General features: G+C 71.5%; 13 protein-coding genes. 2 read left to right on the forward strand and 11 right to left on the reverse strand.

Annotated elements, in window-relative coordinates:
* Positions 1-18: 18 nt before the first annotated feature.
* The 7 genes from FB467_RS17060 to FB467_RS17090 form a co-directional block, all read right to left on the reverse strand.
* Positions 19-2028: an ABC transporter ATP-binding protein gene (locus FB467_RS17060; RefSeq protein WP_141786159.1), complete on the reverse strand. Its 2010-nt coding sequence runs from the start codon at positions 2026-2028 to the stop codon at positions 19-21.
* Positions 2025-3758, reverse strand: a complete 1734-nt coding sequence (locus FB467_RS17065; RefSeq protein ID WP_141786160.1) for an ABC transporter ATP-binding protein — start codon at positions 3756-3758, stop codon at positions 2025-2027. The genes FB467_RS17060 and FB467_RS17065 overlap by 4 nt, the downstream gene beginning before the upstream one ends.
* A 162-nt stretch (positions 3759-3920) precedes the next feature.
* Positions 3921-5108 carry a hypothetical protein gene (locus FB467_RS17070; protein ID WP_141786161.1) on the reverse strand — a complete coding sequence of 396 codons (1188 nt, stop codon included), beginning with the start codon at positions 5106-5108 and terminating at the stop codon, positions 3921-3923.
* A 32-nt stretch (positions 5109-5140) separates the two neighbouring features.
* On the reverse strand, positions 5141-6646 hold the full coding sequence (locus FB467_RS17075; RefSeq protein WP_141786162.1) for a DUF7059 domain-containing protein: 1506 nt from the start codon (positions 6644-6646) through the stop codon (positions 5141-5143).
* Between the two features lie 162 nt (positions 6647-6808).
* Positions 6809-9217, reverse strand: coding sequence for an HNH endonuclease signature motif containing protein (locus FB467_RS17080; RefSeq protein ID WP_141786163.1), 2409 nt, complete (start codon positions 9215-9217; stop codon positions 6809-6811).
* Positions 9218-9368: 151 nt separating this feature from the next.
* Positions 9369-10283 carry a hypothetical protein gene (locus tag FB467_RS17085; protein WP_141786164.1) on the reverse strand — a complete coding sequence of 305 codons (915 nt, stop codon included), beginning with the start codon at positions 10281-10283 and terminating at the stop codon, positions 9369-9371.
* Between the two features lie 151 nt (positions 10284-10434).
* Positions 10435-12783 carry a sodium-translocating pyrophosphatase gene (locus FB467_RS17090; RefSeq protein ID WP_141786165.1) on the reverse strand — a complete coding sequence of 783 codons (2349 nt, stop codon included), beginning with the start codon at positions 12781-12783 and terminating at the stop codon, positions 10435-10437.
* 112 nt (positions 12784-12895) lie between these two features.
* Between FB467_RS17090 and FB467_RS17095 the strand changes: the two genes are divergently transcribed.
* Positions 12896-15217 carry a DEAD/DEAH box helicase gene (locus FB467_RS17095; protein ID WP_141786166.1) on the forward strand — a complete coding sequence of 774 codons (2322 nt, stop codon included), beginning with the start codon at positions 12896-12898 and terminating at the stop codon, positions 15215-15217.
* Between the two features lie 51 nt (positions 15218-15268).
* Positions 15269-15745: a hypothetical protein gene (locus FB467_RS17100; RefSeq protein ID WP_141786167.1), complete on the forward strand. Its 477-nt coding sequence runs from the start codon at positions 15269-15271 to the stop codon at positions 15743-15745.
* Here FB467_RS17100 and FB467_RS17105 read toward each other — a convergent pair.
* The 4 genes from FB467_RS17105 to FB467_RS17120 all read right to left on the reverse strand — a co-directional run bounded on the left by FB467_RS17105 (position 15742) and on the right by FB467_RS17120 (position 17361).
* Positions 15742-16173 carry an Rv3654c family TadE-like protein gene (locus FB467_RS17105; protein ID WP_141786168.1) on the reverse strand — a complete coding sequence of 144 codons (432 nt, stop codon included), beginning with the start codon at positions 16171-16173 and terminating at the stop codon, positions 15742-15744. The two genes, FB467_RS17100 and FB467_RS17105, sit on opposite strands and share 4 nt — an antisense overlap.
* Complete coding sequence (locus FB467_RS17110) at positions 16173-16535, reverse strand: TadE family type IV pilus minor pilin (RefSeq protein WP_228393418.1); 363 nt, start codon at positions 16533-16535, stop codon at positions 16173-16175. The genes FB467_RS17105 and FB467_RS17110 overlap by 1 nt, the downstream gene beginning before the upstream one ends.
* A gap of 2 nt (positions 16536-16537) precedes the next feature.
* Positions 16538-16759 (reverse strand): DUF4244 domain-containing protein, encoded by a 222-nt coding sequence (locus FB467_RS17115; protein ID WP_141786169.1) that lies wholly within the window; start codon positions 16757-16759, stop codon positions 16538-16540.
* A 203-nt stretch (positions 16760-16962) separates the two neighbouring features.
* Positions 16963-17361, reverse strand: a complete 399-nt coding sequence (locus tag FB467_RS17120) for a hypothetical protein (RefSeq protein ID WP_141786170.1) — start codon at positions 17359-17361, stop codon at positions 16963-16965.
* Positions 17362-17375: the final 14 nt, after the last annotated feature.

A 17375-nucleotide genomic window follows, 5' to 3' on the forward strand; every position in this document is an offset into this window, starting at 1 on the left:
ACGGTCGGGGGCACGGCGTCAGGTCGCAGGTGCCTGCTCCTCCTCGTCGACGTCCACGGCCGAGCCGGCGAACTGCGACTGGTAGAGCGCGGCATACGCCCCGTCGGCCGCGAGCAACTGCTCGTGCGTCCCCTGCTCCACGATGCCCCCGTCCTGCATCACCAGGATCAGGTCCGCGTCGCGGATCGTGGAGAGCCGGTGCGCGATGACGAAGCTGGTCCGGTCGCTGCGCAACGCGTTCATGGCGTGCTGGAGCAGCAATTCGGTGCGGGTGTCGACCGAGGAGGTCGCCTCGTCCAGGATCAGGAGCGCCGGATCGGACAGGAAGGCCCGGGCGATGGTGATCAGCTGCTTCTCCCCGGCGCTGATGTTGCCGCCCTCGGAGTCGAGCACCGTGTCGTAGCCGTCCGGCAGCGAGTGCACGAAGCGGTCGACGTAGGTCGCCTCGGCCGCCTGCAGGATCTCGGCCTCGGTGGCGTCAGGGCGGCCGTAGGCGATGTTCTCCCGGATGGTGCCCTGGAACAGCCAGGTGTCCTGCAGCACCATCCCGATCCGGGAGCGCAGGCCCTGCCGGGTCAGGTCGGTGATGTCGACCCCGTCCAGCGTGATCCGCCCCGAGTCCAACTCGTAGAACCGCATCAGCAGGTTCACCAGGGTGGTCTTGCCGGCGCCCGTCGGACCGACGATCGCGACCGTCTGTCCGGGACGCACCTGCAGGTCCAGGTCGTGGATCAGGGGGCGCTCGGGGTCGTAGGCGAACGCCACGTCCTCGAAGGCGACCTCACCCCGGGGCGCCAGCAGGCTCACCGGGCTCCCGCTCTCCGGCAACTGCTCCTCGGCGTCCAGCAGCTCGAAGACCCGCTCGGCCGAGGCGACCCCGGACTGCATCAGGTTGGCCATCGAGGCGACCTGGGTCAGCGGCTGGGTGAACTGCCGGGAGTACTGGATGAAGGCCTGGACGTCACCCAGGCTCATCGTGCCCGAAGCGACCCGCAGCCCACCCAGGACGGCGATCACCACGTAGTTGAGGTTCCCGACGAACATCATCGTCGGCATGATGATGCCGCTGACGAACTGCGCACCGAAGCCCGCTGCATACAGGTCGTTGTTCGCCGTGTCGAAGGCCCGGCGGCTCTCGGCCTGGCGGCCGAAGACCTTGATCAGCTCGTGCCCGGTGAAGGACTCCTCGACGATGCTGTTGACCTCACCGGTGTGCCGCCACTGCTTGATGAAGTAGGCCTGCGCCCGCTTGCCGATGACGGCGGTGAGCACCATCGAGATCGGGATGGTCACCAGCGCCACCAGCGCCAGGGTCGGCGAGATGACGAACATCATGGTGATCATCGCGACCACCGTCAGCAGCGAGGTCAGCAACTGGCTCAGCGTCTGCTGCAGGCTCTGCGACACGTTGTCGATGTCGTTGGTCACCCGGCTGAGGAGCTCACCGCGCGGCTGCCGGTCGAAGTAGGGCAGCGGCAGCCGGTTCAGCTTGTCCTCGACGTCGCGCCGGAGGTTGTAGATGGTCCGGTTCACCACGACCACCAGCACCCGGGCCTGCACCCAGGACAGCAGCGCCGCGATCAGGTAGATCCCGAGGACGAGCAGGAGCACCTCGGCGACCGCGCCGAAGTCGATTCCCTCGCCGGGCACCAGGTAGGCCATCGCGGCCACCATGTCGGCCATCGTGTCCTCGCCCGCGGCCCGCAGCCCCTCGACGGCCTGCTCCTGGGTCACCCCGGCCGGCATCTGCCCGCCGATCCACCCGGCGAAGATCAGGTCGGTCGCCTTGGCCAGGATGTAGGGCCCGACGGCGTTGAGCACCACGCTGATCGCCGCGAGGGTCACCACGACGATCAGTAGGGCCCGGTCCGGGCGCAACAGCCCGAGCAGCCGCTTGGCGCTCGCGCCGAAGTTGGTCGGCTTCTCGACGGGGGCCGCCAGACCCCCACCGGGCCCGTGCGCGCTCCGCGGCGGTCCGCGCCGCTCCTGCGCCGCGCGCTCCTCGGCGGACTTGATGCCCTCGCTCATCCGGCCACCTCCGCCACGGCCTGGGACTGCACGATCTCCTGGTATGTCGTGCAGTCGCCGAGGAGGTCCTCGTGCGTCCCGATCCCGACCACCCGGCCGTCCTCGAGGACCACGATCTGGTCGGCACCGATGATCGTGGAGACCCGCTGGGCCACCACGATCACGGTCGCGTCGGCGGTCTCCGGCTCCAGCGCCGCCCGGAGCCTGGCGTCGGTCGTGAGGTCCAGGGCAGAGAACGAGTCGTCGAACAGGTACACCGCCGGGCGGCGCACCAGCGCCCGGGCGATCGCCAGCCGTTGCCGCTGACCACCCGAGACGTTGCCGCCGCCCTGCGCGATCGGGGAATCCAAGCCTTCCGGCATCTGCGCGACGAAGTCGGCCGCCTGGGCGATCCGGAGGGCGTCCCAGAGCTGCTCCTGCGTCGCGTCCTGGTCGCCGTAGCGCAGGTTCTCGGCCACGGTGCCGGTGAACAGATAGGGCTTCTGCGGCACCAGTCCCATCCGCGACCAGACCTCCTCGAGCCCGGCCGAGCGGACGTCGACCCCGCCGACCAGGACCGCCCCCTGGGTCACGTCATACAGCCTCGGGATCAGCGAGAGCAGCGTCGACTTGCCGGACCCGGTCGAGCCGATGACGGCCGTGGTCTGCCCCGGCCGCGCGGTGAACGACACGTCCTGCAGCACCGGCACGTCGGCGCCGGGGTAGGTGAAGGTGACGTCGCGGAACTCCACGGACGCCCGGCCCGGCGGGATCTGCTCGGGACTCTCCGGTGGGAGCACCGAGGTGCTGGTGTCCAGCACCTCCACGATGCGCCCCGCGCTGACGGCCGCGCGCGGGATCATGGTCGCCATGAAGGTGGCCATCATCACCGACATCAGCACGAAGATCAGGTAGGACATGAAGGCGGTGAGCGCCCCGATCTGCATCTCGCCGTCCTCGATCCGGTGCGCACCGAACCACAGCACCGCCACGGTCGAGGCGTTGAAGATCACCATGACCAGGGGGAACACCATGGCCATCAGCTTGCCGACGGCGAGCGCGGTGCCGGTGTACTGGGTGTTCGCCTCGGCGAAGCGGGCCCGTTCGTGGTCCTCCCGGACGAACGCCCGGACCACCCGGATGCCGGTGATCTGCTCCCGCAGGATCCGGTTCACCCAGTCGATCGACTCCTGCATCACGGTGAACTGCGGCACCATCCGCCGGATGATGAGGCCGACCACGAGCGCCAGGAGCGGGACCGCCACGGCCATCAGCCAGGACAGCCCGACGTCCTCGCGCAGCGCCATGACGATGCCGCCGACCATCATGATCGGCACGGTCACCATCAGGGTCAGGCCCATGAAGAGCACCGTCTGCACCTGGGTGATGTCGTTGGTCGACCGGGAGATCAACGTCGGCGGGCCGAACCGGCCGACCTCCTGGGCGCTGAATGAGGCGACCCGGTCGAAGATGCGTGCCCGCACGTCCCGGCCCACCGAGGCCGCGGTGCGGGACCCGAGGAAGGTCGCGGCGATCGTCACCGAGATCTGCAGCAGTGAGACCCCGAGCATGATCGCCCCGAGCTCGAGGATGGGCCGGGTCTGCCCCAGCGCCACCCCCTCGTCGATGATCCGACCGTTGAGGCTGGGCAGGAACAACGAGGCGATGGTGCTGGCCAGTTGCAGGACGAGCAGCACGACGATGAAGGCGGTGTAGGGGCGCAGGTGCTCGCGCAGGAGTCGGACGAGCATCAGCTCACCGGCCGATCAGCGGGACCGCCCCGCGCGGGGACGTGTTGGATCACCCGCAGAGACTACGTCGCGGGCCCCGCCCCCACCACCGACTTTCGGCTCATTTCGCACTGGGCGTATGCCGTGCCCCGCGGAGGGCGATCACGCCCACCGGCCAGGGCCCTACCCGTACATGAACGGCAGGTCCCGCGCGGTAAACATGGCCAGGAGCAGGTTCGGCGGCCGGTCGGCCGGCACGTCGAGGGTCACCACGGCGACCGTGTCGTCGACCGCCACCTCCCGGACCTTCGCGTAGTCGCTGATCGGCACGCCGCCCTGGACCGAGCGACCCTCGGCATACAACTTCTCCAGCACGGGTGCCGCCTCGTCGGCGGCTGCCTCGGTCGCGAAGTGGTAGGCGACCGTCACCACCGTCTCGCCGTCCTCCACCGCGAACCCCAGACCGACCACGTCGAACGGCGCATCGACCAACTGGTCGGTCAGCCCGGTGATCTGGGCCTCGGCCTCTTCGGTGCCGCCCTCGCCCAGCAGGGTCGCCGGGGAGAACGGCACACCCGGGCCGAGGTGGGCCCCGACCACCCCGGCGTCGTCCAGCGTGCCGGCGACCGCGGCATACGACTCGTGGTCCGCCAGCGTCGGCCCACCTCCCGCGTTCCACTGCTGGACGGATGCGGTGCTGAGCGAGGCCACCAGGGTCGACCCCTCCTGGGCCATCCGGAGCGGCTGGCCCAGCGGGCGCGATGGGGTGCGCGTCTCCAGGTAGCTGCTGAGGTCCTCCCCCTCACCCGCGGTCGAGACGCCGTCGGCCGCTTCCGGGAGCCCGGCCAGCGTCTTCTCGTCGAAGTCCCCCACGACGACGGTGAACCGGTGGGGCGCCGCGTCGACCTCGGCATACGCATCGACGTTCCGGACCGACCAGCCCAGGTCCTCGGCCACCTCGGACGGGCGGCTGAGGCCCTGGTCGAGGAGCGCGGCCAGCGGGATGAACACCCGACCCGTCCCGCCCTCCTCCTGCGGCGCGCCGATCAGGCCACCGATCCACGCCACGAGTTCCTCGTCGTCGGCGCCGTCGGGTCGGGTCAGCCCGGCCAGCTCGGAGGCACCGACGAGGTCACCGGTGCTGACGGTGAGTGTCCCGTCGGAGGAGATGTCAGGTAGCTCCGCGAGCGCCCCGAGGACGGAGTAGTCCTCCCCTGCCGCCAGCCCGGTCGTCCGCGACTCCTCGGCTGTCCCGGTCTCCTCGGTTGTCCCGTTCGCCGACTCCGTGGACGAACCTCCGTCCCCACACGCCACGAGGGTCAGGGCCAGCGCGAGCACGGTAGCCGCGGTGAGTGATCGGTGAAGCCCCATGGCAGTGAAACTCCCAGTCGTGTGGTGATCGGTCATCGTTGGATGTGCCGCTGTGACGCGGTCCGACCTGAGTCCGTTCCCGCGCCCTGCCACAGCATCCCAGCCGTGACCAGCTCGGTGACCAGGTCCACGCCCTGTCGCAGCACCGCGTCGGGATCGGCATCGAGCAGGCCGGCGATCGCCTGCAGCGCCTGACGGGCGGTGAGTTCACCGTCACAGACCCCGACCAGCGCCGCCCCCAGGGTGTCGAGCCGCACGGTGCGCCGCAGCCCTCCACCCTGCCGCAGCTGGATGACCGCGGGGTCGGGGGCTCCGGGCCGCCCGACGCGTTCCTCCGTGACGTCGTCGGCGACCTCCCAGGCGATGTCGAGCAGTTCGTCCGGCGACCGCTCGGCCAGCCAGTTCCGGGCCCACACGCCGGACAGGACGCTCGGCCCCATCGGCGTCGCGACCGGTCCCGGTGACTCGACGAGGTCCCGCCACGGGTCCCGGGGCGTGGCGGGTTTGTGCAGCGTGACCACCCCGAGTCCGATGGTGGCCACCCCGCGCGCGGCGAAGTCGTCGAGCCAGGCATCGTGCAGCGCCTCGAACTCCGGCGAGCCGGGCAGGTGGCCGCCGTCGCGCACCCAGGTCTCGGCATACTCCGCAGGGTCCTGTTGGTCCCGCTGGATGACCCAGGCGTCCAGGCCGGTCCCCTCCAGCCATCCGCCGACCCGGTCGCGCCAGTCCTCCCCCGCACGGCTCTCCCAGTTGCCCAGGAAGTGCGCGATCCCGCCCGGGGTGAGGTAGTCACCCACCGAGCGCACCAGGCCGGCCACGATGCCGTCGCCCCGCGCCCCGCCGTCCCGGTAAGTGTATTGCGGCACGCCCTCGGCCCGTGGCGTGATCACGAAGGGCGGGTTGGACACGATCAGGTCGAACTGTTCGCCGACCACCGGCTCGAACAGGGAGCCTGCGCGCAGGTCGAGGTCCATCCCGTTGAGGGCCGCGTTGAACGCGGCATAGGCCAGGGCCCGGTCCGAGATGTCGGTCGCCGTCACGGACCCCACATGGGTCGACAGGTGCAGGGCCTGCACGCCACACCCGGTACCCAGGTCCAGCGCACGTTCGACCTGGGGCCTCGGTGTCCAGCTCGACAGGGTCGTCGATGCGCCACCGACACCCAGGACGTGGTCGACCGGCAGCGGCCCGTGTGTCACGGTCTCCCCGTGGTCGGACGCCACCCACCAGGTATGCGTCTCGTCACCGTAGGGGCGCAGGTCGCACCCGGCCGATCCGTCGGCGCCGAGCAAGCCCATGGCCCGCAGGCCCGCCGCCCCCGTCCTCGGCAACGCCGCGTCCAGGGTGTCGTCGTCCACCGGTCGGCCGAGGGCCCAGAGCCGGATGAGTGGTGCGCACCCCTCCCCGGACGCCGTGGCCCGCATGGCCGGACCGGTGTGACCACGGTGCAACGCGGCAGCGGCGACCGGGCCCAGGATCTCCTCGACCCCCTCCACGGTGTAGCCAGCGTCGCTCAGGTCCGCCCGGAGCCCAGCCACCTGGTCGGCGCCGGCACGGGGCGGGTCAGCGGACGGCCGGTCAGCGGACCGCGGCTCGGCGGACGGCCGGTCAGCGGACGGCGGGTCGGCGGACGGTGCTGGGTGAGGAGCGGTCGCGGGGTCCACGCGGCCCACCGTAGCCGGACGTGCGGGGCGGTCCGCTCAGAACGGCGGGTCCTCGGTGGGCGGGTGCTCGAAGGGCCGCTCGGTCTCGGCATCGCACCCGGTCGGCCGGTCACCGAGAGCGGCGAGGATCTCCTCCGGGGTGAGCTGCCCGAGCGGGGGTCCGCTGCGGCGCCGACCACCCGGCCCACCGATCCGGTGACGCAGCCTGATCGGCGCGCGCTCGTGCAACAGGTGCCGTTCCCTGGCGTCCAACTCGTACTCGGGGTGGTCCTCGTCGGCGGCGAGCCGCCCGTCGGTGTCCCGGAAGCAGAGTGCTGCGTAGATCAAACGGTCCTGGAGGTCGCCGTCACCCACCGCGGACGACAGGCCCGGGATCGCTTCGGAGTCCTCCCCCGGCGTCGTGGTGGGAGTCGTGGTGGGAGTCGGGGTGGAACCCGGCGACTGGCTGTAGACACGGTAGTCGTGCGCCCGGGTCACGTAGCACCGGCCGAACAGGGTCCGCCAGGTCACCCGACGTGTTGCGTCCATCTCGGATTTCCAGACCTCCCAGGTCTTGAACTGGTGGTGCGGCTTGTGCTTGCCATCGACATTGATCTCCGAGGTCAACCCTCCCCGCACGCCGTCCACGTACGGCACCTCGTGGTCCTTCTCGCACCTGTCGAACGGCACCCGGCACCCCGGCGCCCGACAGAACACGTCGGCGGCACGGATCTGGGCGCGCATCCGGGCATCCGGGCGGTAGGCGGTGATGGATCGCTCCACCACTCGACCGTCCAGGGGGTCGGTCACCAGGCGGTGGAAAACCCCGCCGGCCTGGGTCGCGAGTTCGCGGACGTGCTCGGGCGTCAGGTACCCCCGGCCGGGGACGGCACCCACCCCTGGGGCCTCGGGGTCGAGCAGCGCCTCCAGCGGGACGATGACCTCGAAGTTCACGGACGGTCGACCCTCCAGGATCCGGGCGATCCCCTCGTCGACCATGCCCAGCAGGCCCGGCTGTTCCGGATCGAGGGACTCATCGGGGCTCTCTGGACCGGGGGGCCGATCATGCGCGTCCGGGTCTGGAGGTCCACCGTCACCGTCGTGATCAGGAGGTCCGGAGTGGGAGTCGCCCTTCTTGACTCCGCCCGTCTTCGAGCCGCCCGTCTTCGAGCCGCGCTCCTTCGAGCCGGGCGTCGTCGTCGTGCCGTGGACCAGCAGGGACATCGCGATGTCCGAGCGCAGCTGGGACAGGGTCCGTTCGTCACCGGCCGCCTTGACGGCGCGGGCCACCTGATCGATCCGGTCGATGGCCGCGACGACCGAACTGGTCCCGGCGTTGATCGACAGGCAGCCGATGCCGTTGTCCTCGAGCTCGGCGTAGACGTCCCTCCGTGCCAGCGCGGCCCTCCGGGACTCACGCGCCGCCTTGGGGTCCTCGCCCATCAGCGCAGTCACGAGGCGGGCCAGCGTGTCCTTGGTCTCACCCAGCGAGGGCCGGGCCTGGTGCTCCGGGGCGATCCCGGAGTCCCGGGCCGACCGTGCCCGGTCCGAGTCGGGACCGAACATCCGGGCCGCTACCTCGGCAGCTACCTCGACCGGCATCCGACGGCATGCCTGCCACCAGGCCCTGACCTGGGACCAGCCCACCTCACCCGAGGCGAGAGCAGCCAGCGGGATGGACGCCGCCTGGCGCGGTGCCACCGCGAAGCCCACCCGGTCGTGGCAGTCCTGGATGCCCCAACCGGTCAACAGCTGGAGTTCGTGGGCCAAGGTCGACTTCGTCCTCGCCCGCCAGTCCTCGCGCGCTGTCTTGGAGAGCTCGTCGGGCGATGCCACACGCTTGCGGGCGAGGAACTCCTCACCGGTGACCTCCATGAGGTCGACCGCCACCCCGGACAGTGCGGCCTCGGACCAACGCTGAAGGACCACGAGCCCGTCGACGGCAGCGGTCAACTCCTCGGCACTGGCCCGTCGCTCTGCTCGGGTCCGGCTCCCTGCTGGGGTCTCGCTACCCGCCGGGGTCGCGCTCTCCCCACGGGTCCGGAGCACCGTGGACACGGCGCAGAGGTGCCGCACCACGTGCTCGGGGAATCCGGAGTCCGCCAGGACGCGGGCCAGCTCCTGCTCGCGCTCCCCGACGTGGTCAGGCTCGACCTCCTCCGGCTCCCGCACGACCTCGAGCGGAAGTCCCTGGATGCGGCCCGTGTGCCGGTCGAGCCGGACGCTCGGCGTCGAGTGCGCCGATCCGGCAGGCAGCAGCTCGGGGGGCAGCCCTCCGCCAGGCAGCGCCTCGGCAGGCAGTCCTCCGCCAGGCAGCGTTCCGGCAGGCAGCGATCCGCTGGGCAGCACCCCGGTGCGGAGGAACCACTCCTCGGCCGCGGAATACCCGTGTCCCCGCCGGGGAGACCCGTCGCCGCCGAGGGGCAACTCGGGCCCACCGTTCCCGGACACTGCTCCGCGATCCACCGGACTCGCCCCCTCTCCTCGACGACCCGCCCCGACAGCCCTCCCGACCACCAGGATCCTTGCTGAAAACCACGCTAGGGCACACCACCGACAGAGCGGCTGACCTGCAGAAATACCCCACCCGAGCCCCCGTAGCCCGATCGTCCCGACGTCACCAGTGCCAGGTGAACCCGACGACCGTCGCCTCGACATCGGTGAGCGCCTTGTGCACCGAGTGGTCCGGACGCAGCACGACCGGCTCGACCGAGACGGGGTCGTCCTCGAGCCCCTCCCACCGGGCATACCCGACCTCGGCGGGCGGTCGGTCGGGGTGGAACTGCACCTCCAGGGCTACCGAACCCACCCGCCGGGACACGCCCCGGCGGAAGACGGTCGGGGGAGGTTCGTCATACCGGAAGACCGTGTGGTACTCCAACGTGGTCGACTCCCCCGGGGTCAGCTCCCGCGCGAAGTGGATGTCCACCGCGAAGAGGCCGTCGCCGAGCGGGTGCACCCGGCCCGCGCGACCCCCGCGCGCGACCTCGATCGAGGCCGCGGAGGTGTCGAACTGGTAGGTGTAGTAGGAGATCGACTCGATCGCCTCGATCACCTGGATGGTCGTGTGCCGGAGCGGCAGGCCGTCCCTACCGATGACGTGGTGTTCGTTGAGCGCCCGGGTGATGTAGTGGCTCGCGGGCAACGGTCGGTAGGCCTTGGTATGCAGGGGGCTGGGTTCTTCCCGGTCCGCCCGCATCTGCTCCCACAACTGGGTCTGGTGCGACTCGGTGAACCCGAAGGCCTGGATGAACCACTCCAGGGTGCGCCGCGAGATCACCCGGCCGGTGAGGGCCCGGCCGACGGGGTCCTTCAGCCGTCGCGGCAGCCGTTCGTCGGCCTCGTCGGCCTCACCGTTGTCCCAGAGATACTCCGCGATGACCATGGCCACCGCCCCCCGGTGGACCGCCTCGTTTCCGCCCCGGAGCACGTGCCTGCGCCACTGCCGGCGGTAGGGCTCGTACTCGGCCAGCAGCGTTCGGAGTAGCAGCCCGGTCCCGGGTGCGCTCGGACGTTCGGCGGACGTGCTCATGGGTGTCCTTGGCTGGAGGGTCGTGATGCACGTTACCAAGACCTGGACCCACTCCACGGACGCTGCCCGACAGCAGAACAGACCGACCCCCGGCCGGAGCGGCCGGGGGTCGGTTCGTGCTGCGGCGACGGGGCCGCCGGGAGGGTCGGGATCAGGCCTGGGGCGTGCCCGCGTCCGCCGTCTCCTCGACGTCGCCACCGATGGCCAGGTCGCGCCGCTTGCTGATCCAGACTGCGGCGACGATGACGGCCATGGCAACCAGGGCGATCAGCCACCGGAGCAGCCCGTTCGCGTCGTCGCCGATGGACAGCGCCACGACCGCGGGGGCGATCAGCAGCGCGACCAGGTTCATCACCTTGAGCAGCGGGTTGATGGCCGGGCCGGCGGTGTCCTTGAACGGGTCCCCGACGGTGTCACCGATGACGGTCGCCTCGTGGGCCGCAGTGCCCTTGCCGCCGTGGTGACCGTCCTCGACGATCTTCTTGGCGTTGTCCCAGGCACCACCGGAGTTGGCCAGGAAGACGGCCATCAGCACACCGGTGCCGATCGCGCCGGCCAGGTAGCCGGCCAGCGCACCGACCCCGAGGGCGAAGCCGACGGCGATGGGGGCGAAGATCGCCAGCAGACCCGGGGTGGCCAGCTCCCGCAGCGAGTCCTTGGTGCAGATGTCGACGACGCGGGCATACTCCGGCTTCTGGGTGTAGTTCATGATGCCGGGCATCTCGCGGAACTGGCGACGCACCTCGAAGACGATGGCACCGGCCGCCCGGGTGACCGCGTTGATGGCCAGACCGGAGAACAGGAAGACCACTGCGCCACCCAGCAGGACGCCGACCAGCGCCCGCGGGTCGAAGACCATGTAGGACTGCAGCAGCGAGCTGACCTCGTCGGCACTCACCGACGTACCGTCGTCGACCATGCCGCGCAGCGACTCCACGATGGCGTCCAGGTAGGAGCCGAAGAGCGCCGTCGCGGCCAGCACCGCGGTCGCGATCGCGATGCCCTTGGTGATCGCCTTGGTGGTGTTGCCGACCGCGTCCAGCTCGGTCAGGATCTGAGCGCCCTCGCCGTCCACGTCGCCGGACATCTCGGCGATGCCCTGGGCGTTGTCGGAGACCGGGCCGAAGGTGTCCATGGCGACGATGACGCCGACCGTGGTAAGCACGCCGCACCCGGCGAGCGCCACGAAGAACAGCGACAGGATCAACGAGCCGCCACCGAGCAGGTAGAGCAGGTAGACCGCCGCGGCGATGGTGGCCGAGGTGTAGACGGCCGACTCCAGGCCGACGCCGATGCCGGAGAGCACGACGGTGGCCGGACCGGTCAGCGAAGTGCGGGCCACGTCCTTGGTCGGGCGGTCCTCGGTGCCGGTGAAGTAGCCGGTGAGCCACAGGATGAACGCGGCCAGGACGATGCCGATGAGGACCGCCGCCGCCGCGTGGACCGCGGGGTTGAAGTCCAGCTCCGGGGTGGTGAGGCCGAACAGCGCCATCGGGTCATTGACCTCGATGTCGTCAAAGTCCCACGGCAGGAAGACGAACGCGGCGAGGGCCGAGGCACCCGCGGCGATGAGCGCGGAGACGTAGAACCCGCGGTTGATGGCGGTCAGGGCACTCTCGTCCGGGCGGGCCTTGGTGATATAGACGCCCAGCATGGCGGTCAGCGCGCCGATGGCCGGGATGATCAGCGGGAAGGTCAACCCGCTCACGCCGAGCGCCGCGGTGCCCAGGATGAGCGCGGCGACCAGCGTCACGGCATACGACTCGAAGAGGTCCGCGGCCATCCCGGCGCAGTCGCCCACGTTGTCGCCGACGTTGTCGGCGATGGTGGCGGCGTTGCGGGGGTCGTCCTCGGGGATGCCGGCCTCGACCTTGCCGACCAGGTCGGCGCCGACGTCGGCGGCCTTGGTGAAGATGCCGCCGCCGACCCGCATGAACATGGCCAGCAGGGCGGCGCCGAAGCCGAATCCCTCGAGCACCTTGGGCGCGTCGCCCTGGTAGATCAGCACCACCAGCGAGGCACCGAGGAGGCCGAGGCCCACGGTGAACATGCCGACGGTGCCACCGGTGCGGAACGCGATCCGCATCCCCAGGTCGCGCCCGGAGGTGCGTGCCGACTCGGCGACGCGCATGTTGGCCTCGGTCGCCAGGCTCATCCCCAGGTAGCCGATGGCGGCCGAGGACGCAGCACCGAGGAGGAAGAACAGCGAGCGGCCGATCCGGACACCGGTGTCGTCGGCCGGGAGTGCCATCAGGAGGAAGAAGGCCAGGACGGCGAAGATGCCGAGCGTCTTGAACTGTCGTCGCAAGAACGCCTGGGCCCCCTCCTGGACCGCGGCACCGATCTGCTTCATCGAGTCCGTGCCGGGCGAGGTGGCCAACACCTCCTGCCGGAACTTCCACCCCATAATCAGGGCAGCGATCGAGATCAGCAGCACGACCACGACGATGGAGTACTCCCCACCGCCGAGGTCGATGTCACGCGTCAAAACTGGCGTCATCGTTCCTCCTGGGCACGTCGGCATCGACGCACGGACCGTAATGGTGTCGCCGCAACTCTAGGGGGTGGTCCCGGCGACTCACGCGCGACCCACGGCATACGGTGGCCGGAGGATGACGGACACCCCCACCCGGACCGGCCGGTTCGACCCCGCCAGCATGCTCGCGCAGCTCTCCCGAGGCGACGAGCGGCTGATCCATGTGCACCGGGTCTCGGCCCGCGAGGCGGTCACCGCACCGTGGCCGGACTGGGTCGATCCGACGGTGTATGCCGCATGGTCGGGTCGCGGGATCACCCACCTGTGGCGGCACCAGGCCGAGGTCGCGGCGCTAGCGCGCGAGGGACGGCATGCGGTGTGCGCGACCGGGACCGCCTCCGGAAAGTCGCTGGGCTACCTGCTGCCGGTTCTCTCGGCGCTGGCGGAGGGGACGGCCGCGCCGACGGGGCGGGGCGCGACGGCCCTCTACCTGGCACCCACGAAGGCCCTGGCGGGCGACCAACTGTCCGGGCTCGAGTCGCTGGCCCTGCCCGGGGTGCGGTGCGCGACCTACGACGGGGACACCGCCCCCGAGGAACGGCGCTGGATCCGCGACCACGCGCACTACGTGCTGACCAACCCCGACCTGGTGCACCACTCGCTGCTGCCGGGCCACCCGCAGTGGGCGCCCTTCCTGCGGGCCCTGCGGTTCGTGGTGGTCGACGAGTGCCACGTCTACCGGGGCGTATTCGGGGCGCACGTCTCCGCGGTGCTGCGGCGGCTGTTGCGGGTGGCGGCCCGCTACCGCGCCCGACCGACGGTCTTGCTCGCCTCGGCGACCGTGGCCGACCCCGCGGGGCACGCCTCGCGGCTGGTGGGGCAGGACGTGGTGGCGGTCACCGAGGACGCCTCTCCCCGCGAGGCCACGACGTTCGGGCTCTGGGAGCCCCCGTTGACGACCGAGGGCACCCGTCGCAGCGCCGTCGCCGAGACGGCCGACCTGCTGGCCGATCTCGTGGTGCGCGACGTGCAGACCGTGGCCTTCGCCCGGTCGAGGGTGGGGGTCGAGGTCGTGGCGCAGGCGGCCCGGCGGGGGCTGGAGCCAGTGGACGCGGGGCTCGCGCGGAGGGTGGCGGCATACCGGGGTGGCTACCTGCCGGAGGAGCGGCGCGAGCTCGAGGAGCAGCTGCGGTCGCGGACCCTGCTCGGGCTGGCGGCCACCACCGCCCTGGAGCTCGGGATCGACATCGAGGGGCTGGACGCCGCGCTGCTGGCCGGGTGGCCCGGCACCCGCGCCTCGTTCTGGCAGCAGGCGGGGCGGGCGGGGCGCTCCGGCGCCGAGTCGCTGGCCGTGCTCGTCGCGGGGGACGACCCGCTCGACACCTACCTGGTGCACCACCCGGAGGCGATCTTCCGGGCGCCCGTCGAGTCCAGCGTGATCGACCCGGCGAATCCCCAGGTGCTCGCCCCGCACCTGGCCGCGGCCGCCGCGGAACTGCCGCTCACCGAGGAGGACACGGCGTGGTTCGGTCCGTCGGTGCCCGAGCTGGCCGAGGCCTTGGTGGCCGGTGGGGTGCTGCGCCGCCGCCCCAAGGGGTGGTACTGGGCCCGCCCGGACCGGGCCGCCGACCACGTGCGGCTGCGTGGCATCGGCCAGCAGGTCCGGATCGTGGACTCCGGCACCGGCGGGGTGCTCGGCACCGTCGACGAGCCGCGCGCCCCTTCGGTGGTGCACACCGGAGCGGTCTACGTGCACCAGGGACAGCCGTATGTCGTGACCGGGCTCGACCTGTCCGACGGCAGCGCCCTCGTGGTCCCGGGGGACCCCGGGTGGAGCACGCAGGCGAGGTCGGTGAGCGAGTTCGTCGTCACCGGGGTCCGCGAGGAGGTGGCCTGGGGACCGGTGCGGTTGCACCTGGGGTCGGTGCGGGTGACCAGCCAGGTGACCTCGTTCCTGCGCAGGCTGCCGTCCGGGGAGGTGATCGGCGAGCACCCGCTGGACCTGCCTCCCTCCTCGCTGGACACGAGCGCCGTCTGGTGGACGATCCCCGAGGCGGAGCTGGCGCGGGCCGGCGTCGAGGAGGGCGACGTGCCCGGCGCCCTGCACGCTGCCGAGCACGCCTCGATCGGGCTGCTCCCGCTCATCGCGACCTGCGACCGGTGGGACATCGGCGGGGTCTCGACGGCACTGCACCCGGACACTGGCCTGCCGACGGTGATGGTCTACGACGGGTATCCGGGTGGTGCCGGATTCGCCGAGCGGGGCTTCCACCGTGCCGCCGAGTGGCTGACGGCCACGCTGCAGGCGATCGACTCGTGCGGGTGCGCCACCGGGTGCCCGTCCTGCGTACAGTCCCCCAAGTGCGGCAACGGGAACAACCCGTTGGACAAGGCGGGAGCGGCGGCGGTCCTGCGACACGTCCTGCTCGGTACCCCGCCTGACGCGACCGGACCCTGACTCGGCAGTAGTGTCGGGGCGTCCTGATTTCTACCGCACCGAGGTGGTTCCATGCTCGTCATCGGCTTGATCCTCGTCCTGATCGCCCTCGTGGTGGTCGGGTTCATGGCCTTCGGCACCGCCAACCTCGACAAGGTCGAGATCGACCTGGGCGTGCTGACGGCCAACCTCAACCCCCTGGAGATCTTCGGCCTGGGTGCCCTGTGCATCGTGGTCCTGGTGCTCGGGCTGCTCCTGATGTTCACCGGTCTGCGCCGGCAGCGACGCAAGCGCAAGGAGCTGCAGGAGCTCCGGCAGAAGGCCGACCTGGCCGAGCGCGCCGCACCGCGCCAGGACGCCCGCCCCGAGACGCGTCCCCAGACCCGGCCCCAGGCACGGCCCGAGGCCCGACCCCAGGCACGGCCCGAGAGCGGGGCACCCCAGCAGAGTCTGCCCAGCGACCGGGCGGTCCGGCGCGACCCCGGGACGCCCCCGGACGGCGACCGGATCGTGACCGACCGCCCTGGAGGTCCCGACGGCTCCCGCTAGGGATCCTGGAGCGGCACGCCACCCGCCCGCGCCCGCGCCTGTGCTGCGCCCAGCCCGGTGACGCGGTGCTCGACCTCGACGAGAACGGTGATGCTCGGGCCGAGGTCGCCGCTGCCGGCCGCGGTGCGGCACTCGGTGAGCCTGGCCCCGTTGCGGTCGGCGACCACCCCGGCCCGGTCACACGCGGCCGATCCACTGGCCCCCTGCAAGAGTTGACCCGCGCCCGCCAGTGCCGACAGGTCGGCGGCGGATCGTGCCGCACCGGCCGCCGACAGCGCCGCGCCGACGGCGAGCAACAACCCCAGGAGGACCAGGCTCACCGTCGCTATGCCCAGACCGAGGACCGTGGCGGAGCCGCGGTCCCGGGACTCCCCTGGACACAGGAGACGGCCCTCGCTGCGCGGGTCACCCCGCCCACCCCCGGACATCAGCGACCAGCGGGAGCAGCGCCGGGCTCGAGGTCCGCCGCTGCCCGCGAACGGGCCGCAGGCCCGCCGAACAGCAGCTTGCGGGCGGGCGCCGTCACCTCCACCACGACCTCACCGCCCCCGACGTCGATGTCGATCCGGGACCCCTCCGGCGCGACCCGTGCGGCAGCATCCCTCGCCTCCCCCACGGCATCACCGCGGGACGCGGCCCGTGCCGCGACACGGGCCGCGTCCGCGCACCGGACCTGGTCGGCGGCCAGTCCGAGGCCGGCCAGACAGAGCGCGAGCACCACGAGCACGGCCGGGATGACGACCGCCAGCTCGGCCGTGGCCATCCCGCGCTCGGCGCGGTGCCCGCGCATGGTCACAGCGCGACCGACAGCGCAGTCGTGATGACGGTCGTGACGAGTTCGGTAATCCCCCCGGACTTCACGATCGCCAACAGCACCGCGGCGAAGGCGCACGCGGCCAGCGTGCCCACGGCATACTCCGCCGTCGACATGCCTGCCTCGCGCGCCGCCGCCGCTGCCGCCACCGCTGCACCCAGCCGGCGCCACCCGTGGCGCCGCTCCAGTGATTTCCTCATGGTTGTCTCCTCCCTGACGGGAACCCGTTGTTCCCTCTGGGTGAGACTCACTCCGCGGGCGGTCGTACCGACAGACCCCGGGTCGCTTCTGTGGACGGGTGGCCGGCGGATCCCACGTTGTGCACAACGGGGTCGTTCCGCACGACGTGGTTGCCGGCAGACGGGTGATCGGCGGGGTCAGCGACCGGCCGTTGCGGCGGTGCTCAGCCGTGGATCAGCTGGTCACTGGGCAGCGCGGTGATCAGCCGGGTGACGCCGTCGGGCTGGGTGACCCCGAGACGGGCGCTGGCACCGGGGAGGACCCAGACCTTGGGGCTCTCGGTGGAGGCCGCGGTGCCCTCGGGAAGCCACTCGCCGGTCCAGCCGGTGAGGGCATCGGTCAGGGCGCAGCGTCCGGGGCGGGTCTGCAGGCTGTTCACCTGGACGCGTGCCGGGGCCACCAGGCGCAGGGCGTCGTCGTCCGGGAGGTCGGTCCCGGTGTTGATGTAGACCTGACCGTAGGCGTCCGCGGGCAGGTCGAGCAGGACCTGCTGGGCGGCCAGCCGGTCGCAGGCGTCAGCGAAGATGCACACCCGGATGGAGGGTCCTCGCTGTCGGCTCACGCTTGCGAGTGTAG

Source organism: Ornithinicoccus hortensis, assembly GCF_006716185.1.
GTDB lineage: Bacteria > Actinomycetota > Actinomycetes > Actinomycetales > Dermatophilaceae > Ornithinicoccus > Ornithinicoccus hortensis.